This is a genomic window from Stappia sp. P2PMeth1 (assembly GCF_900185735.1).
In the GTDB taxonomy this organism is placed as follows: Bacteria; Pseudomonadota; Alphaproteobacteria; order Rhizobiales; family Stappiaceae; genus Stappia.
This window is the reverse complement of the sequence record NZ_FYAW01000037.1, coordinates 40,041-63,398: the sequence shown is the minus strand read 5'-3', so window position 1 is coordinate 63,398 and position 23,358 is coordinate 40,041. Positions and strand designations below refer to the sequence as shown.

20 protein-coding genes are annotated in these 23,358 nt (G+C 62.9%); 9 read left to right on the top strand and 11 right to left on the bottom strand.

The features are described from left to right. Positions 1 to 192: 192 nt before the first annotated feature. Complete coding sequence (locus P2PM1_RS21290; protein ID WP_199259163.1) at positions 193 to 1,080, top strand: hypothetical protein; 888 nt, start codon at positions 193 to 195, stop codon at positions 1,078 to 1,080. Between the two features lie 64 nt (positions 1,081 to 1,144). Here P2PM1_RS21290 and P2PM1_RS21285 read toward each other — a convergent pair whose 3' ends face one another. From P2PM1_RS21285 to P2PM1_RS21275, 3 genes are read right to left on the bottom strand one after another with little or no spacing between them, the layout of a single operon-like run. Then, positions 1,145 to 4,324 (bottom strand): error-prone DNA polymerase, encoded by a 3,180-nt coding sequence (locus P2PM1_RS21285; protein ID WP_039194727.1) that lies wholly within the window; start codon positions 4,322 to 4,324, stop codon positions 1,145 to 1,147. After that, complete coding sequence (locus P2PM1_RS21280; protein ID WP_039194726.1) at positions 4,321 to 5,844, bottom strand: DNA polymerase Y family protein; 1,524 nt, start codon at positions 5,842 to 5,844, stop codon at positions 4,321 to 4,323. Before P2PM1_RS21280 ends, P2PM1_RS21285 begins: the two co-directional genes overlap by 4 nt. Then, positions 5,759 to 6,520 (bottom strand): ImuA family protein, encoded by a 762-nt coding sequence (locus P2PM1_RS21275; protein WP_039194725.1) that lies wholly within the window; start codon positions 6,518 to 6,520, stop codon positions 5,759 to 5,761. Before P2PM1_RS21275 ends, P2PM1_RS21280 begins: the two co-directional genes overlap by 86 nt. 163 nt (positions 6,521 to 6,683) lie before the next feature. Here P2PM1_RS21275 and P2PM1_RS21270 point away from each other — a divergent pair, with 163 nt between their 5' ends. Further along, complete coding sequence (locus P2PM1_RS21270; protein ID WP_039194724.1) at positions 6,684 to 7,373, top strand: SOS response-associated peptidase; 690 nt, start codon at positions 6,684 to 6,686, stop codon at positions 7,371 to 7,373. Between the two features lie 20 nt (positions 7,374 to 7,393). Beyond that, a complete protein-coding gene (locus P2PM1_RS21265; RefSeq protein ID WP_039194905.1) occupies positions 7,394 to 7,756 on the top strand; it encodes a hypothetical protein in 363 nt (120 codons plus the stop codon). A gap of 94 nt (positions 7,757 to 7,850) precedes the next feature. Here the strand turns inward: P2PM1_RS21265 and P2PM1_RS21260 are convergent, their stop codons facing one another. The 5 genes from P2PM1_RS21260 to P2PM1_RS21240 all read right to left on the bottom strand — a co-directional run bounded on the left by P2PM1_RS21260 (position 7,851) and on the right by P2PM1_RS21240 (position 13,607). Next, positions 7,851 to 11,264, bottom strand: a complete 3,414-nt coding sequence (locus P2PM1_RS21260) for a DEAD/DEAH box helicase (RefSeq protein WP_186400453.1) — start codon at positions 11,262 to 11,264, stop codon at positions 7,851 to 7,853. Beyond that, positions 11,251 to 12,021 (bottom strand): Hachiman antiphage defense system protein HamA, encoded by a 771-nt coding sequence (locus P2PM1_RS21255; protein WP_050475055.1) that lies wholly within the window; start codon positions 12,019 to 12,021, stop codon positions 11,251 to 11,253. The genes P2PM1_RS21260 and P2PM1_RS21255 overlap by 14 nt, the downstream gene beginning before the upstream one ends. A gap of 229 nt (positions 12,022 to 12,250) precedes the next feature. Beyond that, a complete protein-coding gene (locus P2PM1_RS21250) occupies positions 12,251 to 12,727 on the bottom strand; it encodes a thermonuclease family protein (RefSeq protein ID WP_039194723.1) in 477 nt (158 codons plus the stop codon). A gap of 66 nt (positions 12,728 to 12,793) precedes the next feature. Then, positions 12,794 to 13,303 (bottom strand): GNAT family N-acetyltransferase, encoded by a 510-nt coding sequence (locus tag P2PM1_RS21245; RefSeq protein WP_039194721.1) that lies wholly within the window; start codon positions 13,301 to 13,303, stop codon positions 12,794 to 12,796. A gap of 4 nt (positions 13,304 to 13,307) precedes the next feature. After that, complete coding sequence (locus P2PM1_RS21240) at positions 13,308 to 13,607, bottom strand: DUF1778 domain-containing protein (protein WP_039194720.1); 300 nt, start codon at positions 13,605 to 13,607, stop codon at positions 13,308 to 13,310. Between the two features lie 302 nt (positions 13,608 to 13,909). Between P2PM1_RS21240 and P2PM1_RS21235 the strand changes: the two genes are divergently transcribed. From P2PM1_RS21235 to P2PM1_RS21210, 6 genes are all read left to right on the top strand, one after another. Further along, positions 13,910 to 14,101: a hypothetical protein gene (locus P2PM1_RS21235; RefSeq protein WP_120443149.1), complete on the top strand. Its 192-nt coding sequence runs from the start codon at positions 13,910 to 13,912 to the stop codon at positions 14,099 to 14,101. A gap of 19 nt (positions 14,102 to 14,120) precedes the next feature. Then, entirely contained in the window at positions 14,121 to 15,773 is a 1,653-nt protein-coding gene (locus tag P2PM1_RS21230; RefSeq protein WP_073469449.1) for a recombinase family protein, read from the top strand. A 229-nt stretch (positions 15,774 to 16,002) separates the two neighbouring features. Further along, positions 16,003 to 17,154, top strand: coding sequence for a site-specific integrase (locus tag P2PM1_RS21225; protein ID WP_186400452.1), 1,152 nt, complete (start codon positions 16,003 to 16,005; stop codon positions 17,152 to 17,154). A gap of 92 nt (positions 17,155 to 17,246) precedes the next feature. Continuing rightward, entirely contained in the window at positions 17,247 to 17,468 is a 222-nt protein-coding gene (locus tag P2PM1_RS21220; protein ID WP_186400451.1) for a helix-turn-helix domain-containing protein, read from the top strand. Positions 17,469 to 17,569: 101 nt separating this feature from the next. Continuing rightward, a complete protein-coding gene (locus P2PM1_RS21215; RefSeq protein ID WP_186400450.1) occupies positions 17,570 to 17,935 on the top strand; it encodes a type II toxin-antitoxin system RelE/ParE family toxin in 366 nt (121 codons plus the stop codon). Next, on the top strand, positions 17,935 to 18,306 hold the full coding sequence (locus P2PM1_RS21210) for a helix-turn-helix domain-containing protein (protein ID WP_186400449.1): 372 nt from the start codon (positions 17,935 to 17,937) through the stop codon (positions 18,304 to 18,306). Before P2PM1_RS21215 ends, P2PM1_RS21210 begins: the two co-directional genes overlap by 1 nt. 11 nt (positions 18,307 to 18,317) lie before the next feature. Here the strand turns inward: P2PM1_RS21210 and P2PM1_RS21205 are convergent, their stop codons facing one another. From P2PM1_RS21205 to P2PM1_RS21195, 3 genes are read right to left on the bottom strand one after another with little or no spacing between them, the layout of a single operon-like run. Then, positions 18,318 to 21,710: a DEAD/DEAH box helicase family protein gene (locus tag P2PM1_RS21205; protein WP_186400448.1), complete on the bottom strand. Its 3,393-nt coding sequence runs from the start codon at positions 21,708 to 21,710 to the stop codon at positions 18,318 to 18,320. 11 nt (positions 21,711 to 21,721) lie between these two features. Next, a complete protein-coding gene (locus P2PM1_RS21200; RefSeq protein ID WP_186400447.1) occupies positions 21,722 to 22,555 on the bottom strand; it encodes a hypothetical protein in 834 nt (277 codons plus the stop codon). Beyond that, positions 22,552 to 23,358 carry a TIGR02391 family protein gene (locus tag P2PM1_RS21195; protein ID WP_186400446.1) on the bottom strand — a complete coding sequence of 269 codons (807 nt, stop codon included), beginning with the start codon at positions 23,356 to 23,358 and terminating at the stop codon, positions 22,552 to 22,554. Before P2PM1_RS21195 ends, P2PM1_RS21200 begins: the two co-directional genes overlap by 4 nt.

Here is a 23,358-nt window from a genome sequence, read left to right as displayed (position 1 = left end):
GTGCGCCGGCAACGATAGTGCCGGCCAGGGGGGAAGGCCTTCCCCCTTCAGGCCCACGGCAAGATGCGCGTTTATTCGCGGGAACAATAAAACGAGCCCGCGCGAAGGAAGAATCAGAAGCGAATAGCCGTCGCCGGTGTTGGCGTCTCCCGGTATGATGAGGTGAGTTTGGCGCTCAGGCTTGGAAAACTAATGACGCAGCATGACCAGCACATCGCCGCGTGGCGGGATGCTTTTCGCGACGAGACAACGGGCATCCACAGAGCCATTCAGGATCTGCTCTGGAACTACGCCGCCTTTCGCACGACGGTTCGGATCGTCCGTCTTGCAAATGAGAAGAGAGGCTCGAGACCCCCGCTTAACCAGATGATGTTCAATCTCGTTTCCGAGGGATACTGGTCAAGCCTGCTTCTCGGCACTCGCCGACTTCTCGATAAGGCCCCGATAAAAGGCCCCAAGGGAGTTTACTCGATCCGATCTGTCGTCAACGACGTGAAAGCGAGCCAAAACTGGTTGACCAGGAGAATCTACGTCGAGAAAGTGCTTGACGCGCAATACGATCTCGATCGCCTGCATCAAGAACAACATGACCACCTCGTCGCCGCGAAGGGGCGTCCGGTGTGGGGCGATCCAGAGCTCATGAAAAGTGAGGCCGCGCATCGGCATTTCGATGTTTTGAGCGGCGTTTCTGCGTCAGAGCGTAACCCGAGCAATCTGATCTCGGACACGGTCTTCGAGAAGATCGAAACTCGGCTTGCCCGCCTTGATCGAATTGCCGAGCACGTTAACTCGCATGTTGCCCATGCCGGGAACAAGCAAAGTCGGCAGGACAGGGAGCTTGGTGATTTCGACATTCGCGATGCTGAAAAGACTCTCAGGCAGTTGAAGGAAATCGCGGATCTGGTCGGAGTGTGGTTCGCCAACGAAGGCGGTGCGGGCCTCGCCACATATCTCGGTGACCAATTCGAGGGCCTCGATCATCCTGTTGTAGACACCGCCGACCTTGCCGACCTTGCAGAACAATGGCGATTGATCGATAGAGAAATCGCAGAATGGTCGATCGGGCCAGAAGATCTGTGATCCCCGAGAGGCAAGCCGATTCCTTGGTTCGAACCGATACCGCCTTCTGTCAAAGCCACCGGCTTTACCGGAAATCCCGCGCCTTCACCCTGATGCCGCCGGCCACCGGCCCCTGCTTCTCGGCCGCAGCCGCCTCGCGCTGCCCGACACTCGCCAGATCCCGCGACAGATCGACGATCCGATGGGCGACAAGATGCACGACCTCGCCCTCGCGCTGAACGCGGCCCCTCACGGCGATCATGCTCGATGAGAGAATGACCCGCCGATAGCGCTCGAAGACCTTTTGCCACACGACGAGATTGGCGATGCCGGTCTCGTCCTCGAGCGTGACGAACATGACGCCATTAGCCGAGCCGGGGCGTTGGCGCACCAGGACGATCCCTGCCGCCTCCAGCCAGCGCCGGTCGCGCGCCGCCATCGCCTCGGCGCAGCTGACGATCCGGCGCTTCGCCAGGTCCTCGCGCAGGAAGGAGACCGGATGGCGGCGCAGCGACAGGCCGATATGCCCGTAATCCTCGACCACCTCGCGACCGGCGGGCATCGCTCTCAGCGCGATCGCAGGCTCGTCGAGTTCCGGAACGGTCCGCCCCTCACGGTCCGAGGCGGCGGCGAAGAGCGGCAGTTCCTCGTCGCGCAGCCCCTTGATGGCCCATTGCGCCTCGCGCCGGGCGAGGCCGAAAGCCGGACGGAATCCATCGGCCGCGGCGATCTGATCGAGCGCCGCGACGGGAACGCCGGCCCGCCGCCAGAGATCGGCGATCGAGGTGAAATTCTCATCGCCCCGCGCCGCCACGATGGCGGCGGCATGGGCATTGGCGAGGCCCTTGACCATTCGCAGTCCAAGACGGACCGCGAGACGGCTTTCGTCGCCGGTCGGCTCCAGCGTGCAATCCCAGCGGGAGGCATTGATGCAGACCGGGCGGACCTCCACCCCATGCTCGCGGGCGTCGCGCACGATCTGGGCCGGCGCATAAAAGCCCATGGGCTGGGCGTTGAGGAGCGCGGCGCAGAAGACATCCGGGTGCCAGCATTTGAGCCAGGCCGAGGCATAAGCGATCAGCGCGAAGCTCGCCGCATGGCTTTCGGGAAAACCATAGGAGCCGAAGCCTTCGAGCTGCTGGAAGGTCCGGGCCGCGAACGGCTCCTCATAGCCGCGCGCGATCATCCCCGAGATCAGCCGGTCGCGGAACTTCGAGACGCCGCCGGTATGTTTGAAGGTCGCCATGCTCTTGCGCAGGAGATCGGCCTCGCCCGCGGTAAAGCCCGCGCATTCGATGGCGACGCGCATCGCCTGTTCCTGGAACAGCGGCACGCCGAGCGTCTTTCCCAGCACCTTCTCCAGCTCGGGCCGGGGATAATCGACCTCTTCCAGGCCCTCGCGCCGGCGCAGATAGGGATGAACCATATCGCCCTGGATCGGCCCCGGCCGCACGATCGCGACCTGCACCACCAGGTCGTAATAGGTCCGGGGTTTCAAGCGCGGCAGCATCGACATCTGCGCCCGGCTCTCGATCTGGAAGGTGCCGAGCGTATCGGCTTTGCGGATCATCGCATAGGTGCGCGGATCCTCGGCCGGGATCGACGCCAGATCGAGGTGGATATCCTTGTGCTCGGCCAACAGGTCCAGCCCCCGGCGCATGCAACTCAGCATGCCGAGCGCCAGGACATCGACCTTCATGAAGCGCAGCGCGTCGATATCGTCCTTGTCCCATTCGATGATCTGGCGCCCCTCCATCGCCGCGGGCTCGATGGGCACGAGATCGTCGAGCCGGTCATGGGTCAGCACGAAACCGCCCGGATGCTGCGACAGATGCCGCGGCGCGCCGCGAAGCTGGGCGGCCAGTTCGAGCGTCAGGCGCAACCGGCGATCCTCCGGATTGAGGTTGAGATCGCGGAGCTGCTGCTCGGTGACACCAGCCTCGGACCCGCCCCAGAGCTGGCCGGACAGCGTCTGGATCAGGTCTTCGGGAAGCCCCAGGGCCTTGCCCACGTCCCGCAGCGCGCCCTTGGAGCGATAGCGGATGACGGTGGCGGTCAGAGCGGCGCGCTCGCGGCCGTAATGCTCATAGACCCACTGGATCACCTCCTCGCGCCGCTCATGCTCGAAATCCACGTCGATATCGGGCGGCTCGCGGCGCTCCTCGGAGACGAAGCGCTCGAACAGGAGATCGTTGCGGCCGGGATCGATCGCGGTGATGCCGAGCACATAGCAGACGGCCGAGTTCGCCGCCGATCCGCGCCCCTGGCAGAGGATGCCGCGCGACCGGGCGAAGCGGACGATGCTGTTCACCGTGAGGAAGTAGGGCGCGTAATCGAGCTTGCCGATCAGGGCCAGCTCATGCTCCAGCGCGGCGGTCACCTCCTCGGGCACGCCCTCGGGATAGCGGTGTGCGGCGCCCTCCCAGGTCAGCCGCTCCAGGGTTTCCTGCGGGGTCAGCGCCTGATCGTCGCGCTCTTCGGGATATTGATAGCGCAGCTCGTCGAGCGAGAAGCGGCAGCGATCCGCGATCTCACGCGTCCGGGCCAAAGCCTCGGGCCAGCGCGCGAAGAGCCGGTGCATTTCGGCGGGCGGCTTCAGATAGCGGTCGGCATGGCGCTCGCGCCGGGCGCCGAGCGCATCGACGGTGACATTGTGGCGGATCGCGGTGACGACATCCTGCAGGATGCGGCGGCCGGGTTCGTGGAAGAGCACGTCATTGGTCACCACGGTGGGCACGCCGATCCGCGCGGCGAGCGTCGACAGCTCCCAGAGGCGCATCTGGTCATTGGGCCGCCGCCGCAGCGTCAGGCCGAGATAGGCGCGATCGCCGAAAGAGTCGCGCAGGCGCCTCAGGCGCAAACCGCAGGTCTCGTCGGCAAGGTCCGGCACGAGGACCGCGATCAGCCCTTCGCCATAGGCGGTGAGATCGTCCCATTCGAGATGACAGCGCGCCTTGCCCGCCCGCCCCTTGCCCAGCGACAGGAGTCGGCAGAGCCGCGACCAGGCCGCCCGGTCGGTCGGATAGACCAGCGCCGACATGCCGCAGACGAGATCGAGGCGGCAGCCGACGATCAGCCGCACGCCCGCCTCCTTCGCCGCCTCATGGGCGCGCACGATACCGGCCAGCGTGTTGCGATCGGTCACGGCCATGGCCTCGATCCCCATCGCCGCGGCGGCAGCGAGCAGCTCCTCGGCCGCGGAGGCTCCGCGCAGGAAGGAGAAATTCGACGTCACCTGCAATTCGGCGTAGGCGGGCGCGCTCATCCGAAAATCCCGTGCAGGAACCAGCGATGCGAGCCGGTGGCGGCATCCTCGCCATCGCCGGAGCGGAAGATCCAGAAGCGTTCGCCGGCATCGTCCTCGACCCGGAAATAGTCCCGCACCGCGATCAGCTCGGCATCGCGCTTCCACCATTCCCCGAAGATGCGCTCCGGTCCGTCGGCCCGTCGGACCCGGCGACGCACGCCCTTCCAGGAGAACCAGTTCGGCGGATGGTCCGGCAGGAGCGCCATGGTCTCGATCGGCTCCGGCCGGGAGAGCAGCCGCGAAGGGCGCGGCCAATGGTCGGGCCAGCCCGCACCCGTATCCTCGGCGAGTGCCGGCAGACGACGGACCGAGCGCTCGGGCACATCGCTCGCCACCGGCGCGAAACGATAGACCGCCCGCGCGCCGACCCGATTGGCCAGCGTGTCGATCAGGCCGGACAGATCCGGCGCGCCCTCCTCGATCAGGCTGCTGGCCGCCTGCCGCAAAGGCAGGGGTTCGGCAAGGGTGGCGGTCAGCGACATGATCTCGATGCCGAAGCCCGGCGCGATGGTCTCGATCCTGTCGCAGAGAAGCCGGGTCAGGCGCGCGGAATCCCGCACCGGCATGGCCAGGCCGATGCGCACCGTCTCGATCCGGTTGTCGACCCGGTGGCAGAGCAGGTCGAGACGGCGCGCGCCAAGACCCCGCCCCTCGAGCGCCTCGCAGAGCGCCATGACCAGCTTGCGAATATAGCGCGCGATGGTCTCGGCGGCGCCGATGGGCTCTGCGAAGACGCGGCGAACCGAGACCAGCTCCTCGGGCCGGATCGGTTCGATGGGTTCGGCGATCTCGCCCAGGGCCTGATCGAGACGCCGGCAGAGCTCCGGGCCGAAGCGCCGGGTCAGAGGCGCGCGCGGCTGCCCGATCAGGTCGCCGATGCGGACAAAGCCGAGGTCGTTCAGCCCCGCCGCGATCGCGGGTGGCAGGCGCAGGGCTTGCAGCGGCAGCGGTGCGAGTCCTGGGATGGTTTCGCCGGGAGGAGTGACAAACAGCGGATCGGCCGCGTAGCGCGCCAGCGCATGGGCCGCGCCCCAGCTATCGGCGATGGCTGCGCGGGCGGTGACGCCGGACATGACAAGCCGCCCGGTCAGCGCCTCCAGCATGGCCGCCTCACCGCCATGCAGATGGTCGGCGCCGGTCGCGTCGATGACGATCCCGTCCGGCGCGTCGGCGGCGGCGATAGGTGAGAAGCGTTGCAGCACCCAGAGCGCGAGGCGTTCGAGGCTGTCCAGGTCGGCCCGCGGGTCGGCGGGCTCGATGTGGAGGCCGGGCACCATCGCCTGGGCCTTGGTGACAGGCATTCCGGCGCGCAGGCCGAGCGCCCGCGCGGCCGGATCGGCCGCCGTCACCACCCGGCGGTTCTTCTCCCTTCCGGCGATGACCAGCGGCGCCTCACCGGGCGGCGCTGCGTCGCCCGCCTTCCGCCGCAACCGGTCTGTCGGCCAGTTCGGCAGGAAGACAGAGATGACCCGAGCCATCGCACGCCTCCAGTTCGATATCGAGACATTCGCCCGCCCGCGCCCGGATCAGCTCGACCAGCCAGCGCGGCCGCCCGACGCCGGGAACTGGAAGGGACGAGGACGGCAGCGCCGAGATCCGCCAGCGGGTCATCGCCGCCGTCGGCTGCCCGAAATCGCTGGCCTCCGCCTGTCGCCGCCAGCGGCGCAACGCGATGCAGATCGTCGCCGAGCCTTTCGCGGCCAGATGCAGCCGCCGCGAGGCGGTCATCGGCAGGCGCGCGACGTCGCCCACGACCGCCCCCAGCCCGCCATGCCGCAGCCCTTCCTCCATACAGGCCAGAACGGCCTTGTCGTCTCCGGCTTCGACGAAGATCACCCGGCCGGGCGGCAGTCCGGCCTGCTCCAGCCCCGGTGCGAAGAGATCCTGTAGCGCCACGCACCAGAGCACCTGCCCGGTGGTGCGGGCGGCGATCCCGGCCGTGAAACAGGCCGCAGCCGCGCCATCCACCGCCCCGTTGCCGCCTCCGGCGACTTCATGGAGGCATCCGAGCGCCAGCCCGCCACCGGGCAGCTTGCGATCCAGCGGCGCGATCCCGAAGGGCAGCACCTCGTGCGGATGCGCGCCATCGCCTTCGAGCCGCGCGATGCGCGCCCGAAGGTCGGCAATGGCTGGGCTGTCGGCACGGCTGGGCATATGAGGATGGCGTCTCCGGGGCTTTGCACTGGTCGATTCCGTTGCTATGTTCTTTATTTGTTCTCTTACAGGTCGAGAGTCAATCTCGGCCATCCCGGAAGTGATCGACGGGGTGCAATGCCCTATGGTGACGTAAAGTATTCGCAAGGAGAGTGGCGGGGCGATGTGCAATCTCTATCGCATTACGACCAATCAGCAGGCGATCCGGGATTTCGTGGCAGCCACCCATGACAGTATCGGCAATCTCGAACCGTCGATGGACGTCTATCCCGACCGGCCGGCGCCGGTGGTGCGCAACACCGACGGCGGGCGGGAACTGGCCTCATTGACCTGGGGTATGCCCACGCCCGTCGAATATCTGAAATCCCGCGACGCGCCGGACACCGGCGTCACCAATATCCGCAACACGGCCAGCCCTCACTGGCGCAAATGGCTCGGGCTCGAGAATCGCTGCGTGGTCCCGGCCACCGCCTTTTCCGAATATGGGCAAAAGCCCGATCCAGTCACGAAGCGCAAACCGCTGCACTGGTTCGCCCTCGATGAGACCCAGCCCCTGTTCTTCTTCGCGGGAATCTGGACGCCGTGGCGCGGAACCCGCGGCTCGAACCGGACCCCGCGTCCGGGCGATCATCAACTGTTCGCCTTCCTGACGACCGAGGCCAATGGCGTGGTGAAGCCGATCCATCCGAAGGCCATGCCCGTCATTCTGACGAGCCACGAAGAAGTCGAGACCTGGCTGACCGCCGACTGGAACGAAGCCAAGACGCTGCAGCGGCCGCTGCCCGATGATCGGTTGGTGATCCTGGAAACGCCAGCCAATACAGCCGCCGATGGCATGTTGCCGGGCATCTGACAATGATCCGGAGGACGAACATGGGCCGGAAGGAAGAAGAACAGTTAGCGGCGACGCTCGCCAAGGCGATGGCGATGATCTGCGTCCGCAACAGCATGCTGGAGGACCTGCATGCCGGCCCGGTCCCGGTCACGAAGACCGGCGACTATTCCGATGTCTTCGTCATCGACGCCGACGGCAATCGCATTCCCTGGAGAACCGTGTCGAGGTTCGACGATGACGAGATGCGCGACCTGATGCGCCAGGTGGTCAATCGGCTCTACACGTTCCAGACCTGCTTCGCCGAGCCGCAGTTTCAGGCGTTGATCGACAAGTGGCTCGATGTTGCGCGCCACTGGGACGAGCCGGTCATCGACGAGCGCCTCGCGGGAAGGCCCAGCTAGCCGATCGTACGGACTGTCGGTGGGACGGCTGAGGTGATAGCCGCAGCGCGATTTCCCAAAGCGGCCCTCCGTAATCCTTGAAGCATTCGCGCGCTTAGGGCTCAGACCAAGACGCGTGGGAGCGACCATGCCGGCGAATGATCGCCTGAGGGCTGCCTTCATCAAAGCGAGCAGTCAGCACACTTGGAGCGGCGTCAACCATACTTTGCCCAAGCATGGCTACCACTTTGAAGTCAGGCGTAAGAACCCACACGGCATTGTCTGTTTCGTCGACCTCGACCCGATATGGACTGGCCGGAACCGGAACGATCTGCCGCGTCGCCGGTTCGATATTTATACGCCAGTCGCGCGAGGTCCAACGCTGGCTGATGCGGTTCAGCATCTCGGCCCTGAATGCTTTCCAAATGTCGTTGGTCGCTGGCGTTGGCCAGTCTCCGGCATCTGTCATCGCGACAACTTCATTGGTTTCGAGCCAGACAACGAGACCATCGTTATCGATGAAAATCGGATCCTGATCATTAATTGCGGCGAGGGCCGCGGCTCTTGAAGGAAGTCCGGCGCGCACAAGCATCGCCATCGTGTAGCGCGGCAGCCCGGCCTCAAGACAGGCAGCGGCTGTGCCGGCAATGATCTCGGGTTGCCAGCCAAGCGCAACCCTTCGGGTACGAAGTGCCTCCAGCGCCCAGACGAGCCGATACGTAAATACGTCCTCGATGAAACGCATGTTGTCCGGCCCGATCTCGTGCACTGGCGTTCCGGAAACCCACGCGGCCAGGATCTCGCGCCAATTGCCCGGCAGAGGATCGTCAGGAACAAAGGGGCGGATAGCGAGTAAGCGCTCCGCAAGCGTGGTAAGCGATGCAACGAGCACCTCGCTATCGCCGGGCAACGCTGCCTCGTCGGCTTGGTCGAGCAACACGGCGAGCTCGTCGGCCATCGCGTCGAGTGTCAATCCGGACTCAAGCCCAACACCCATCGCAAAATGACCGCGCCTTTGATCGGCGTTCGTCTGCGACCAGATCAGCCCCGAGCGCGCCCTGAACAATTCAAGCTGGCGCTCACGCAGGTCATCGCCACGGCGGGCAAGCTGCCGCGCCCAAAGCGAACCGTTCAGCGACTCGTCGATGAGCCGCGGCAAGTCCGCATCATCAGCATCCAGCGCTTCGACAAGACCAAGGATCGCGTGATCGAGTTTCTCTAGCAGAAGCTCGAAAGGCTCGTCGTCTTCCTCGTCGACATGGATGTTCCAGGCATCTCGGTTGTTGGCGAGATACTCAAAGGCGTCGTCTCGACTTAGCGTCCCGCTGCGCGCCAGACGATTGAGAATTTCGCTGGCGATCTGAATAAGCCCGCTCTCAAGCGTCCGGGCCCTTGATGCGTTCACAAGCTCGCGCCATGCCTGCCTGCGCCAACGCAGCGGTTCGAACATTACGTGGATCACAAGCCCTTCGAGATCGACGAAGGCGCGTCCGGCGCGCCCCGCGACGTTCGCAAATTCCTCACCGGTGAGGGGAGTTCCCGCGCGATACAGGGTCGGCACAAGCAGGACCGCTGCGTTGAGATTAAGCCCCTGGGCGAGGGTCGGCGATGCGATAGTCACAGTTAGAACGCCTTCGTTTAGCAGGCGTTCGACCTCGCGAAGGAAAGGGTTAGGTAAACGCGCGTGATGAATGGCCACGCCCAGTTCAAGGCAGCGGACGGCCGGATGCTCTGCACCTAGCCATTCAGCCCCAACCGATTTCGCCCTCTCTATTGCGCCTTCGTCAGCAAGAAGTGGAGCGATGAAGCCACGCCGGGCGAGGTCGACAATGCGCGTTGCGTAGCTCTCGACATGATCCCGCTGCGTACAGAATACCAATGTGCGCTTGCCCTCATCGGCAAACTGCCATGCCGCAGCAATGGTCAACTCGGGATTGTCTCTGGGAAACGGCGTTCGACGCGGAGCGATGGGAGGCTGCTCCGTGACAAAGTTCTGGATGAAGGGTCCGTCATCATCAAGATCGAATGTCAGGCGCGCTCCCTGTCCGCCCCACGCCAGCGTTCCGAAACGCTGACGGGTCGGCCGCCAGCTTGATTTCACCGCTTCGCCCTCGGCATAGCTACGCACCCACGCCGTCAGATCTTCGAGTTGTTCGCCATCGGGCAGGATCGCCGACAGGCAGACGATACGCCGGTCGACCGCGTCCGCGCGGCGCAGAAGCCTTTGCACGAGAATTTCGTAGCGGAGCTCGCGCTCGCTCGGCCCTATCAGATGTCCCTCATCCAGAACGATCAATCCGATATCATCCAGCAATTGCGGATTGCTTCTTAGCGCGAAGTCCAGCTTTTCCGGCGTCGCAATAACGATGTCGTGCGAGCGCAGTGCGTCCTGGTCTCCCGGCATTGCGCCGCTCGCACCGTAGAGCGAGGACACCGAAAATCCGAGAGGACCGAACGTCTTGCGAAAGGACCGCTCGGTCTGCGCCGACAGTGCCCGCAGCGGCGTCACGAGCAACACCCGCTTCTCTGCACTGAGCGACATGAGGGTGCAGATTTCCGCGACGCGGGTCTTTCCAGCACTCGTCGGCAGAGCCACCACGAGATCATCAGTCAAATCGGTTGCGCGGCGCGCCGCGCCGATCTGCGAAGGCCAGAGCTCAACCTCGGCCGTCTTGCGCGCATAAAGCGACGCAAGAAACATCTCCCGCAGCGCGGCATAACCATCCGTGCCGGCTGGCCCGATTTGAGGCAGCACATGGTGGAGGCTATTGCCCCAGAGATCGTCAATTAAATTTCGGGCTACGCGGATGATCCACCAATGGGATACCGCACCGACATTGCTGGCCACTCTCAGAGCGCGCCGGAGTATTGATAGCGCTCCGTCGTGCATAGCGGTATCGCCGGTGAGCAACGCGAATTCGAAGAACGCGAAAGCTCTGAAGACCGCCGTAGTCAGCATGATCGACAAGATGTCGTCGATCTCCTGATCGCCGACCTCGAGAGCAGCTTGGAGAGCATCGTCGCCGTATTCAGGATTGCGCAGCCAGGATCGCGCCTCGTCACGCAGAGTCCCGAGATCACTAAGGAGTAGCCGTACGATCACGCGTTCTGCGGGCGCAAGATTCGCTTCTTCTTCGGCCTGAGACATCAGCGAGAACGCCATCGCTGCGTACCCCGCGAGATGGTACGAGGCCGCGCCCATCACACGCCAGAAGCCACGCTGGGAGAGTTCCGGTGACCCGTTGCGGACAAGGGCCTCGAAGGCATTGCCAGCCTTGAGAAAGCCCTCGCGCCATATTGCTGGGTCGCCCTCGCCCCGCTCCCGCAGGGCGAGCGATGCACGGAGCAAAGAGAATCCATACTCGGACAAATCGGTGTCGAGACTCACCGCGAAAGCCGGAGCACCCTCGGGAAGTTGGCCGGCCCTCCTAATGATCGCCCGCGCGTCACCCCGTGCTTGAAGCCGACCGCGTACCGTCGGCTGCGCCATCACTTCGATAAATTCCTGAAGCTCCTCAATCGTTTCCAAGGCTCTCGGCCTCTTCATAAATCCAGGCGATGAACTCCTGGTGGTCGTTTATGCGGAGGTTCACCGAGATATGGCCGTGGTCACCGCCAGCACCTGCAAGATCGGCTTCGAGGTCGGCGCGCCGGTCGTTGCCGGTTAACGTGAACAGTCCATGCGTGACATCACGCGCCCGAATCGTGCCTCTGCCGACAGCATTGCGGATTTGGCGACCTAGCGCCTCGTCTTCTTCGCTCCCCTCCAGCAACCTATCGGCTACAAACAGTAGGGAGATCGGCGTGGGACGGCCATCGTCGTCATTGAGCCGGGCACGAGCGGCGTTTATCACACCTGCGGCCATCGCCTGACCGCTCTTGGCCTCGCCCTTCAGATAGGCAAGGCGTCCATCTACCTCCTCGATGCCGAGGAAATCATCGCCGCGCAGGGCCATTTCGCGACCGTCCTTGTAGCGCAGGCGGCGAACGGGGATCCGGAATCCAGTCTGGTGCTCCACAAACTCCGTAGCCAATATCTCGCCTACTTCGCCGGACCGCGTTCTGGCGTCGGTCGGCAAGCGCTCGCGAAGAATGGCAGCAGCGCCGGGGAATCCCAGCTCGGCAATGTCGTCGGCAATGTGCCGCGGATCGTCGTAGTGAGCGCGGACACGCTCCATGAGGTCCGCCTGGACTGCGACTCTACCGCCACCTCTCTCGCCAAGCACAAAGAGGCGCTTTCTTTCGCCGTGCTCCGCCTCCTCGATGTTCAGCCAGTCTTCAATCATAAATATTTGTTATCAGGCCCTGATGACTGAAGAAAGCAACCACGAACATGTAGCTTCTTACCGTAGCCATCAACTTCGGAGGTGACGCGCCGAATGGCTGATGTTCCGTGCGTGCCTCCGGATGTTGCACCTGCGAGGTTGGAAACTGCGCGTACGCAGCAACAAGGCGCATTGTCAGCATAACTGGCATCTCACCTCGCCGCTCCACGCGCGGTTCGCATTGCCGCACCTACCGGCTGCACCACCATTCATCGCCGTCAGGCCAGGAGCGAGCCAGCCCTTCTTCGATCAGGATGTCGCCGATGTCGCGACCACCGATTCTGATCGTCACGAGCGTCCGCGTGCCGGTGTTATCCCGCTCTCCATATTCGACAGTCCAGTTATGCGAGTTCAGCAGCTCGATCACCCGGTCGCTGGCTCGGTGTGCCAGCGCGACTTCGGCCTCGCCACCGCAGATGTGGGTTTGCGGTTCCGGGGTGTCATATCCCTCCATGCGCAGCTTTTCCCCGTCAATCCAGATCGTGTCACCGTCGACGAGACAATATTCGTCAGCGGTGCGCGCCTGACCGGGAACGCACTTCGCAATCTGCGGCCGAGGCTGAGCCTGGGCAGGTTCCGGCAGGCCGCCGACCGCCCAAGATAGAGCGAGGGAAAGCACGAACATCTGCCAGCGGAATGTGGACAATGGGGGGAGACGAATTTGCATGGGCAGATCTGGTCTACTGCAATCTGAGTGAACGGGCGGATCGCTGGGGTGAGGCCAGCCAAGCATTCAACCTCCAGCCTCACCGAGCGAGGCCGCGATGTCGTTGATCGATCGGAGCAGAACCAGGGGATCATCCCTGGACGGCTCAAAGCCGCGCCGCCTCCAGAATTCGGCGGCTTCACCATCGACGGCATTGACCAACAAGGCCCGTCCGCCGATCAGCGAAGCGGCCTGAACGCAGCGCTGGAGGGCGTGCTTCACAAGACCGGTCCCGATGCCCAGCCCTGCCCAACCCGTATCGGTCGCGAGCTGGCCGAGTAGCATGCACGGGACCGGATTGGGTGGCTGCCCCGTCCGGATCGAACGCGGCAGCACCGATGGCACAACGGCGGTCGGCGCCAGGCCATAGTAACCGACCACGCGTCCGGCCTCGTGCACGACAAGGACGGCGGTGAAGCCCTTCTGCTGATTGGAGAGGGCGCGCGTCTTCAGCCAGTGGTCAAGCGTGGGCTTGCCACAGGAGAAATCAGACACATCGTGAGCGGCGGTAAGCGGTTCGGGGCCTGACAGTTGCAATGGCTTACCGCTTCGCCACGTAGCCGGGCTCCCACGGCGCGGGCCGTTTCAGAACTTCGACCATCTCCGGAACGGGAGCGGCCGGACGCGCCAGCACATCCATGAACTCAGCGAAGCCCTCTGGACTCATCCGGATCAGCCCCTGCTCCATGACGACCTCCTCGGCCGCGCGCACTGCGGCGTCGCGCACGAAATCGGTGCGCGAGCGGCCGCGCAGGCTCGCTGCGCGATCGATCATTGCGACATCCGCCTCGGGCAGGCGCATCGAGATCGGATATTCCTTGCGTTCGGCGGTCGTGGCCATGGCGAATCTCCTTGGTCGGTATATAGCGCCTTGTATCGCGAATTACAATACGCTAGGGTTGCGTCAACAGTCAATGACCTCACGAGGAGAGGCGACGAGGCCAATGATGACCGGGTCAGCGAGGGATTCCGATAGGTTATTTTGCTACGCAAAGGCACGCCCGGCTGCGCTTGGCCACGCCATGGCACGATTGCCCGCGCCAATCGCCGCCGAATATTCGCCTTCAATTTCCGTTGCTTATGCTTCCCTCGGGGCGAATGCTGCAAGCTATGACCTTGCGAGCCCCAGGAAACCCGGCAAAGATGACAGGAGGAGAGCGCGAAGCGCTGCTCGAATCCTTGCTGCTGGACGCGCCGGAGCTGACGTTTACGCCGCGTGGCAATCCCGACCCTCGCCTTCTGCGTCTGGTCGGCATCCTGGCGAGGCAGGCGGCGCAGGAGTGCTATGCAGAGGAAGTGAAGATGTCACGGCAAAGGAGGAAGCGCTCCTCCTGATACGGACGGGAGCCAGGTTTTGAAAGTCGCGATCTACGCCCGCTATTCTTCCGACAATCAACGCGACGCTTCCATCGCCGACCAGTTCCGTATGTGCCGTCTCCATGCCGAGAAGCAGGGCTGGCATATCGTCGAGGAGTATTCGGACCACGCGATCTCCGGCGCCTCGCTGATCCGCCCAGGCATTCAGGCGCTCATGGCCGACGCAATGGGCGGCCGTTTCGACCTGATCCTGGCCGAAGCGATGGACCGCCTCTCCCGCGATCAGGAAGACATCGCGGGCATCTTCAAGCGCATGTCGTATGCCGACGTGAAGATGTTCACCCTGTCGGAAGGCGAGGTGACGCATCTGCATGTCGGTCTCAAGGGCACGATGAATGCGCTGTTCCTGAAGGATCTGGCCGACAAGACCCGCCGCGGGCAGCGCGGCCGCGTCGAGGCGGGCAAATCGGGTGGTGGCAATGCCTATGGCTACGATGTGGTCAAGAAACTCGATGCGAACGGCGAGCCGATCCGCGGCGATCGCACCATCAACGAGTTCCAGGCCGAGGTGGTCCGCCGCATCTTCCGCGACTACGCCGCCGGCAAGTCGGCCAAGACCATCGCCTTCGCCCTGAACAAGGAAGGCATTCCCGCTCCGTCAGGCGGCGATTGGGGGTTCAGCACGATCAACGGCAACCCGAAACGGGGCAATGGCATCCTCAACAATGAGATGTATATCGGCAAGATCGTCTGGAACCGGCAGCGCTTCGTCAAGGATCCGAACACCGGCAAGCGGCAGGCCCGCCCCAACCCGGAAGAGGAATGGGTCATCCAGGAAACGCCGGAGCTGCGCATCCTCGATGACGATCTCTGGAACGCCGTGAAGGCGCGGCAGGAGAAGAACAAGATCGCCCGGAAGGAAAACGGCGAGGCCGATCTCTCCCGGATCAATACCCGCCGCCGCCCCAAATACCTCTTCTCGGGATTGACCAAATGTTCCTGCTGTGGTGGCGGCTATTCCGCGATCTCGGCGACGCTGATCGGATGTGCGACGGCGCGCAACAAGGGGACCTGCGACAACCGGGTCAACATCCGCCGCGACGAGTTGGAAGCGCGTGTGCTGAACGCACTGCGTACCAAACTCGTCGATCCGGAGCTCTTCACCCATTTCTGCGAGGTCTTCACGCAGGAGATGAACCGGCTGCGCATGGAGGGCCGCGCCGAGATCGCGTCGGCCGAGGCGGAGATTGCGAAGATCGATCGGGAACTCGAGACCCTCCTCAATTTGATACTGAAGGGTGGGGCCGCTGACGCGCTCAACGCGAAGATGGTGGCGATTGAGAAACGCAAGAAGGAACTTGAACTGTTCCTGGCCGAAGCCGACGAGCCGCCACCCCTGCTGCACCCGAGCATGGCACTGCAATACCGCAAGCGGGTCCAACAGCTTTACGACGCCCTGCAGGACGAAGACGAGGGGAAGCGGATCGAGGCCGCCGACACGCTGCGCTCGCTCGTGGATCAGATCGAGCTGACGCCGGTCGACGGCAAGGTGGAGATCGCCGTTCAGGGCGATCTCGCTGGAATCCTTACGATTTCCACGCAAAGCAAAAACCCCGCAGCGGGGGCTACGGGGTCGCAAGTAAAGATGGTTGCGGGGGCAGGATTTGAACCTGCGACCTTCAGGTTATGAGCCCTATGACGATCTATAGACGTCAACGACCGCCAAAAATTTTCCATCGCCTATTCAGCTACTTATGCCATCTCCTGCCGTTGAGAGCTATTGCCTTTTGTGGCCAAATCCTGGTATCAAGTGCCCCTAAAGTGCCCCCAATGATACGGCCAGCAACCTTCAGGTTCTCAAGGGCTGTCCTGACCGGGTAGGGGCACTGTCCCTGCTGCCCCTGCCCCATGAGGCTCCCATGGCCACCATCGAAAAGCGCGAACGCAAGACCGGGACGGTCTATCTCGCCGACGTTCGCATCCACGGCTTCCCCCGGCAGAAGAAGACGTTTAAGCGTCTGACGGATGCGAAGCTCTGGGCGCAACAGACCGAGGCGTCCATCCGCAAGGGCGAGTTCCAGAATGTCGTCTCGGCGGCGCGGAGCAAGACCCTGAAGGATGTCATCAAGCGCTACCGCGATGATGTGCTGCCGCACAAGGCGGCGACAACGCAGCGGGCGGAAGCCACCTACATTGCCTTCTGGGAGCGCGAGCTGGGCGCTTACGCCCTCTCCTACATCGAGCCGGAGAAAATCAGCGAAAAGCTGCGGGAGCTGGGCGAAGCCGGCGACGGTCGCCGCAAGGCGGACGAAGACGCGGCGGAGAACGGGAGCAAACCCTCGGCCCGCGCTCCGAAGCCGAAGAGCCGGAAGACGCTGAAGCACTACCGCGACACGCTGGCGCTGCTGCTCAAACACGCCAAACAATGGGGCTGGACGGCGGCCAACCCCATCGACGGGGTGAACAAGATCACCAAGATCAGGAACGAGCGGATACGGTTCCTGAGCGACGACGAACGCACGAAGTTGCTTGCGGCCTGCAAGGCAAGCGAGAACGAGCACCTCTACCCCGTCGTTCTCGTCGCCCTGTCCACGGGAGCGCGAAAGAACGAGGTGCTCTCCTTGACCTTCGCCGACCTGGACCTGACGCGCGGCATCGCCGTGTTGCGGAACACGAAGAACGGCGAAACCCGGACGGTGCCGGTCGTGAAGAGCCTGCAAGCCCTGCTCAAGGCGCATATGCGGAAGGTCGAGGCGTTCTACGACAAGCTGGACTACACCCCGCCTACCCGCTGGGTCTTCCCGCGCCGCGACGGCATGGCGCCGATCGACATCCGCACCGCCTGGGAGAATGCCCGCGATGCGGCAGGACTGGTCGATTTCCGCTTCCACGACATCCGGCACTCGACGGCCAGCTATCTGGCCATGAACGGTGCCAGCCTGGTCGAGATTGCCGAGGTGTTGGGTCACCGGACCCTCCAGATGGTGCGCCGCTACGCGCACCTCTCCGAAAGCCACGTCAAGGAGCTGGTCCAGGCCGTCAACGATAAGGTTCTGCCGGCCGAGTTGTAGGCCAGCACACGGCCAGGTAATTGTCGGGAAACCCTGTCCCGGCTATAGATAAGGCTTCCTGCTGTTTATAGGCCCCGAACCATGAGGAAAACATGGTGGATTACAGGGACCTCGCTACCGTGAAGCAGGTTGCGGCGGATTCGCCGGTCATCACGGAGCACACGTTGCGCTGGTGGATATTCCATGCGGAGACGAATGGACTGAAGCCCGCGCTGCTGAAGATCGGTGGCCGGGTCTATATCGACCGCGCCGAATTCAACAAGTGGCTGGAGAGCCAGCGCATGGCTCCGAAGCCGTTGAAGCCCGCGGCCTGACCGGCACCAATCGACGACTGAAGCCCCACCCTCGCGGTGGGGCTTCTTTCGCAGCCGAAATATGGACTTGAAACCATATGCCTTCAACACCATAATAAGCTATGGAATGGGAAGTGATCTTTCATGAGGCGTTCGAGGGCGAGTTCGAGGCCCTGCCGGAGGCCGTACAGGATGAGCTGCTGGCGCACGCCAAGCTGCTTGAGACGTTGGGGCCTCACCTGAAGCGCCCGCGGGCGGACACCCTCAACGGGTCGAAGCACGCGAACATGAAAGAGCTTCGCTTCGAAGCCGACGATGGGGTCTGGCGCGTCGCCTTCGCGTTCGACCCCGAGCGGAAGGGCATCCTGCTGGTGGCCGGCGACAAGTCCGGCCAGTCGGAGAAGCGGTTCTACCGCCAACTGATCGCTAAGGCGGACGAACGCTTTGACGGTCACTTGGCAAGACTGAGCAAGAAAGGAGGTCGATGATGGCGACCACTCTCAAGACGATGATGGACCGGCTCCCGGCCGAACGGCAGAAGCGTGTAGCGGCGCGCGCCGAGGAACTCATCGCGGAAGAGCTGACACTTCGTGATCTCCGCAAGGCGCGCGACCTGACCCAGGAGCGCATGGCGGAGCTGCTTCACATTGGTCAGGATAGCGTTTCGCGCCTCGAACAGCGCTCCGACCTGCTTCTGTCCACGCTGCGCAGCTATGTCACCGCCATGGGCGGAACGCTGGAGCTCATCGCGCGATTTCCCGACCGGCCGCCGGTGGTCGTATCCGGCTTGACCGGATTGACCCCTGAAGCGGGTAGCGCAAAGCGAAAAGACAAACACCCAAAGCAAGCTCGCCGCTGACGGCATCCGCATCAGGCCGCTGCGCGCCGACGAACCTCTTCCAGGATACCGATGAGTTCAACAACACCGGCATCGTCGAAAACGCCTTCGACCCCCATCGCGTCAAAATCGGTAAAGGGGCTCTCATAGAGGAGCCGTGGGTCCATCACACCACGCTCAGTAAGGTAATCGATCACCATGTTGAGAAACTCGATCTGGTTGGCCGACAGCGTTCGCTCGCACTGGAACTGATCGAACGCGTGTTTTGCTGCCTCGCGGTCGAGGCCGACCAGAGAGCGGACGAAAATCCCGAGCCCACCATCATTGCGGACCCGCTCCAGGTCCTCGGGAGCCGCGACAGCCGCTTCGATGAAGATGCGCTCCAGCTCCGCCAGGTCTTGTGCCGTGAGGGGCTCGTTCCGGCGAACCTTTTGAATCGCTATGTGGTTTTCATGCTCCTTGAGGAAGTGCCTGGCTTTCATGCGAAAACGGTGCATATCAGTCCCGACCGCGACGCCTTGAAGCTCGACCTCGGTCGGACCTCCGATTTCGTCCTCGAAGTCGGTGTAAACATGCGGGCGCTTCTTCAGCTCGATGAGCTTGATGAGGCTCCGCAGACGGCGGCGGACGTTTTCGAGCATCCGCGGGGTCACGTCCTGCCAGAACTCGTCGGTCTGTATCTCTAGGATGAATGCCATCTCGGCTGCGACCATCGGTACGTTGCCGAGTTCTTCGAGCGCCGCTGCCAGATCAACGATGCGCTTCTTGTAGCCGGCAAATGCCTTTTCCGCGCGCAGCACCGCCAACTGGGTTTGCAGGATGAGATAATCGAACTGCTTGGCGGAAATGTCGTCATCGACCACGGCAGACGGAAGCCCGGCGATGTGGTCGATGAGCTCGGTGCGCTCGTCCAGACCCAGCTTCGACCAAACATCATCGGCCCTATACTTTTCCACCATCCGCCGCTTGGGTCGAACGATGAAGTTCTCGACGTTCATGCCGTCTACCTCGGCACGAAGCTGGGCGACAACATCGCGCCGCAGCACCGCGGCCGGATCATCGCCGTCCGGATGCCCGTGCCTGTCGAGTTCGCCGACCAGCTCGACGCGCCCCGCAAACAGGCGCTCGCTCAGTGAAACGCCAGATGATCCTTCGGACAAGTCGGGGTTCTGGTTGAAGAACTCAAAGTTTTGGCAGAAATCGAAGACGTAGAAATATTCCTTATGCTGACCAATGCCGAACAGGTCAGGGCACAGCCGCGTTCCCCTCCCGATCATCTGCCAGAACTTGGTTTTCGAGCGAACAATCTTGAAAAAGACGAGGTTGACCACCTCGGGGATGTCGATACCGGTATCGAGCATATCCACCGAGATGGCGATGTGAGGCTCCTTGTCCGCAGACGAGAAATCGTCAATCAGCGACTGGGCATATTCGGTCTTGAAGTCGATCACGCGGGCAAAACGCCCTTGGAGATGCGGATAGTTCGCATCGAAGCGTTCAGCAATGAACTGCGCATGGTCATGGTTCTTGGCGAAGATGATGGTCTTCCCCAGCCGGTCGCCGTCGGCGACCTTCAGACCATGGGTCATGACGTGCTCAAGCACCTTGTCAACGGTGTCCTCGTTGAACAGCCACTTGTTGACGGCCGCCGCCTCAACGCGGTCCGGGATCCCACCGTCCTCGTCCCATTCGATGGCGTCCCACGCTTCCTTCTCTTCTTCCGAGAGGTCGTCGTACTTAATGCCCTCCCGCTGGAACTTGAGCGGCACGGACACAGCCCTGGGCGGCACGAGGAAGCCGTCACTGACGGCCTCGTCTAGCCCATAGGCATCAGTAGGGATACCGCGCTCCAGATCGAAGAGCGCGTAGGTGTCGCGGTCTACCTCATCCTTCGGCGTCGCAGTGAGGCCGACCAGAAGGCTGTCGAAGTAGTCGAAGATCGCTTTGTACTTCCGATAGACCGACCGATGCGCCTCATCGATAACGATCAGGTCGAAATGCCCCGGCCCAAAGCGCCTCACACCGCTTTTCGTCTCGTCGATCAGCCCCATCATTGTCGGGTAGGTGGAAACGTAGACTCGTCCATGGGCAGCCTTGTCGGTGACTAGGTTCACAGGCGAAGCCTGCGGCAGGAACGCCTTGAAAGCGTTCGACGCCTGATTGACGAGCGCAACACGATCAGCAAGGAACAGGATGCGTCTCGCCCAGTTGGCGCGCATCAACAGGTCGGAAAGTGCGATGACGGTGCGCGTCTTGCCCGAACCCGTCGCCATGACCAACAACGCCTTGCGCAGATTGTCCTTCTCGAAAGCCTCCGCAACGCGGCGAATGGCGCGGGTCTGGTAGTAGCGCTCGACAATCTTTGAGTTGATGTCCTCCGGCGCCAGCGGCTTGCGTGTCGCACGCCGCTGGATCGCAAGCTCCAGCTCATCCTTCTTGAGAAATCCCTGGATTGGGCGCGGCGGATAGCGGCGGTCATCCCAGATCCAATGCTCATAGCCATTGGAGTAGAAGATGATCGGCCGCTGCCCAAACTGACGCTCCAGCGCGTCGGCGTACAGTTCGGCCTGACGCTGCCCTTCTCGCGCATCTCGGCGGGTGCGCTTCGCCTCCACCAAGCCGAGCGGTCGGCCGTCGTCGCCCCAGAGCACATAATCGACGAAGCCCTCGCCTGTGGCGTTCGGCATGCCGCTGATGGGACACTCAGTGTCGTGGCCGGGTCTGGTGAAGGTCCACCCAGCTTCCGCCAACAGCAGGTCGATGAAAGCGTCCCGTGTCTGCGCCTCGTTGTAGTCGTGCCCGTCGGGGACGGCCTGGTTGGCCTTCTTGATCTTGGCGATCTCGTCCTGAAGCCGCTTGATCTCGGTTTCCAGCTTCAGCCGATCGCCGTCGCTTTTCAGGCGAAGTTGCTCGGCGCGATCTCGTTCCCTGGCTGCCTCCTCGAAGCGTCTTGCGATTTCCTTGAGCTTTCCGAGAGTGGACGCCTCCACCTGAGTGGTATGCGGCAACGCATCAGCCGAAAATGCGACTGCGGCGGCCGACTTCGCGCCCTTCGCATAGGTACGGACGAGCCAATAGGAGATATGGAACATCTCTCTGACGGCAGTGATGGCGCGCGCGGGGGCGACGGGCTTGGATTCATGAACCGCTGCGTTGCCAAGGTCCTTGACCACCTTCCCTTTGGCGACCAGCGCATCGCCCACCAGCTTCCGGAACGTCGGCTCGTGGATCAGCGCGGATAGTGTCGTCTCATAGGGCGACCGGAGCGCGCGATCATGGCGGTACATCCACTTGACCGCTACCTCCAGCGCCAACCGCGCGTAGAAGCAGGCACTGCGCGGGTCGGAAAGCGCCAGGCTTTCCGCCTTGACGGCATGCTCATGCACCTCCGCGAATTCTGCTTGGAGGAACGAGAACTGCGACATGTCGATCCTCCCTATGTGCCTCGGTAGACGTTGTCGGAATTGATCAGGTTGGTCAGATACGGTGCAAACCCCGCGAGCAACACGGTGATGCCCACAAGGTCGCGCATCTCAATCTCTCGGATGCTGTTGTTGGCGTTGCCTCCATGCCGGATGCCGGGATAGTCGGACGCGAAGCCATAGAGGCATTTCATCGCGTCCTTGACCTTGTTGTGCGGCCATGTGCCGACCTGCTCGCAAATCTGGCCGAGCGTGTTGGTCGTTACCCCGGGGCAGCGCTGGCCAATGGCCTCCAGCAGGTTGACCTGCTTCTGTATGCAGGTCTTGATCCTGCCCGCCGAGCGGTCCGCACGAAGGTCGCGGATGGCATCCTCGAACTCCATCATGAGCGGGTGCAAAGCTGCATCCTGCGCCGTCGCGTCTTTCAGGTCGCGCATGAGACGAGCAAACACACCCGGCAGTGTCGGGTTGAGGCTGAAGGGCCGACGAAGGTCATAGCGCAGGCTGTACTTGTTGAGGAACGCCTCGGTCAGCACGAAGTAGCGGTTCGCCAGCGGATCGCCCCCGAGGTCGACCATCACCCCATGCGCGCGCTCCATGAACTCCAGCAACGCGATCTCGCCCATCAACGCCGAGGCTTTGGTTCGGCGGAATGCCGTGCGGGCCTGATCGGGGTTATCGACGATATCGGCCAGTTCGGTTGCGGGGTCGAGCGGAGCGGAGCAGGCAGCGTTCAATTCGCGGAACAGTTCGCAAAACAGGTCCTCCGGCGCGTCCGGGTGCTTGGCCAGCTTCGACCAGATTTCACGCCAGGTCTCCGACCAGACCCCGATAATCTCTCCCCTCATCGCATCCCCCCGAGTCCAGTCCTTGCGCAGTCGTCCAACTTCCGATGCAGAAGGGATATCAGCGACAGATAATCAGCAGCGTCGTCTTCGCCTTTCCAAAGGAGCTTTGGCTCATGAGCCAAAGGGTTTCGGACAGCGGCGAAGCATCCCTTCAGGAGCGATGCAAAGCCCTTGTGCTCGGACCGTTCGGTTTCCGTCTGGAGCGTGTTGATGGCGAGCATCGGACGGTCGATGGAGAACACCTTATCCACCAGAGCAGCGCCGTCGCCATCCGCACCTGACAACTCCCTGATCCTTTGCGCGAGCCCCTTGGAAGCCTCGAACACGGCGTGGAAATAGTTATCCTGTAGCAGTTCGGGCTTGCAGTACTTGACGACCTCGGAGTGGATGCGACGCCCCCTGAACTTGGCTTGCAGCGTCTTGGCGCGCTGGTGGGCTTCCTCGATCGTCTGCGCCGCCGTGGCCCGCCGGAACTTTCCATCCTCGCCATACTGCAAGCCGGCAAAGGCGAGGACCGCGTTCAACTGCTGGCGTACAACCTCGAACTCGTCCGGTAGCCCCACAAACCCGGCCGGGTCAAGCAGGGTGCGGATGAAGTCGATCAGCTTGCTGGCCGCCCGGTCCTGCCGCTGGTAGTGAAGGAACGTGCCATACACGCGCCGCCACTTCGTGCTTTCGCCTGAAACGTCGTCCAGTCCGAGGCTGTTCAGGACACGGGTGATCTCCGAACCGGTCGCACAGTCACCCAGCAAGCGGGAAACCTGCTCAAGCTGGGCATCTGTGAGAACCGGAACAGTGGGCAT

Coding starts and splice junctions, on each gene's coding strand:
- P2PM1_RS21215 (WP_186400450.1), top strand. CDS start 17,570: ATGGAATGGGAAGTGATCTTTCATGAGGCGTTCGAGGGCGAGTTCGAG.
- P2PM1_RS21195 (WP_186400446.1), bottom strand. CDS start 23,358: ATGCCCACTGTTCCGGTTCTCACAGATGCCCAGCTTGAGCAGGTTTCC.
- P2PM1_RS21240 (WP_039194720.1), bottom strand. CDS start 13,607: ATGGCCACGACCGCCGAACGCAAGGAATATCCGATCTCGATGCGCCTG.
- P2PM1_RS21250 (WP_039194723.1), bottom strand. CDS start 12,727: ATGCAAATTCGTCTCCCCCCATTGTCCACATTCCGCTGGCAGATGTTC.
- P2PM1_RS21200 (WP_186400447.1), bottom strand. CDS start 22,555: ATGAGGGGAGAGATTATCGGGGTCTGGTCGGAGACCTGGCGTGAAATC.
- P2PM1_RS21210 (WP_186400449.1), top strand. CDS start 17,935: ATGGCGACCACTCTCAAGACGATGATGGACCGGCTCCCGGCCGAACGG.
- P2PM1_RS21275 (WP_039194725.1), bottom strand. CDS start 6,520: ATGCCCAGCCGTGCCGACAGCCCAGCCATTGCCGACCTTCGGGCGCGC.
- P2PM1_RS21285 (WP_039194727.1), bottom strand. CDS start 4,324: ATGAGCGCGCCCGCCTACGCCGAATTGCAGGTGACGTCGAATTTCTCC.
- P2PM1_RS21205 (WP_186400448.1), bottom strand. CDS start 21,710: ATGTCGCAGTTCTCGTTCCTCCAAGCAGAATTCGCGGAGGTGCATGAG.
- P2PM1_RS21220 (WP_186400451.1), top strand. CDS start 17,247: ATGGTGGATTACAGGGACCTCGCTACCGTGAAGCAGGTTGCGGCGGAT.
- P2PM1_RS21280 (WP_039194726.1), bottom strand. CDS start 5,844: ATGGCTCGGGTCATCTCTGTCTTCCTGCCGAACTGGCCGACAGACCGG.
- P2PM1_RS21225 (WP_186400452.1), top strand. CDS start 16,003: ATGGCCACCATCGAAAAGCGCGAACGCAAGACCGGGACGGTCTATCTC.
- P2PM1_RS21265 (WP_039194905.1), top strand. CDS start 7,394: ATGGGCCGGAAGGAAGAAGAACAGTTAGCGGCGACGCTCGCCAAGGCG.
- P2PM1_RS21270 (WP_039194724.1), top strand. CDS start 6,684: ATGTGCAATCTCTATCGCATTACGACCAATCAGCAGGCGATCCGGGAT.
- P2PM1_RS21255 (WP_050475055.1), bottom strand. CDS start 12,021: ATGATTGAAGACTGGCTGAACATCGAGGAGGCGGAGCACGGCGAAAGA.
- P2PM1_RS21290 (WP_199259163.1), top strand. CDS start 193: ATGACGCAGCATGACCAGCACATCGCCGCGTGGCGGGATGCTTTTCGC.
- P2PM1_RS21235 (WP_120443149.1), top strand. CDS start 13,910: ATGACAGGAGGAGAGCGCGAAGCGCTGCTCGAATCCTTGCTGCTGGAC.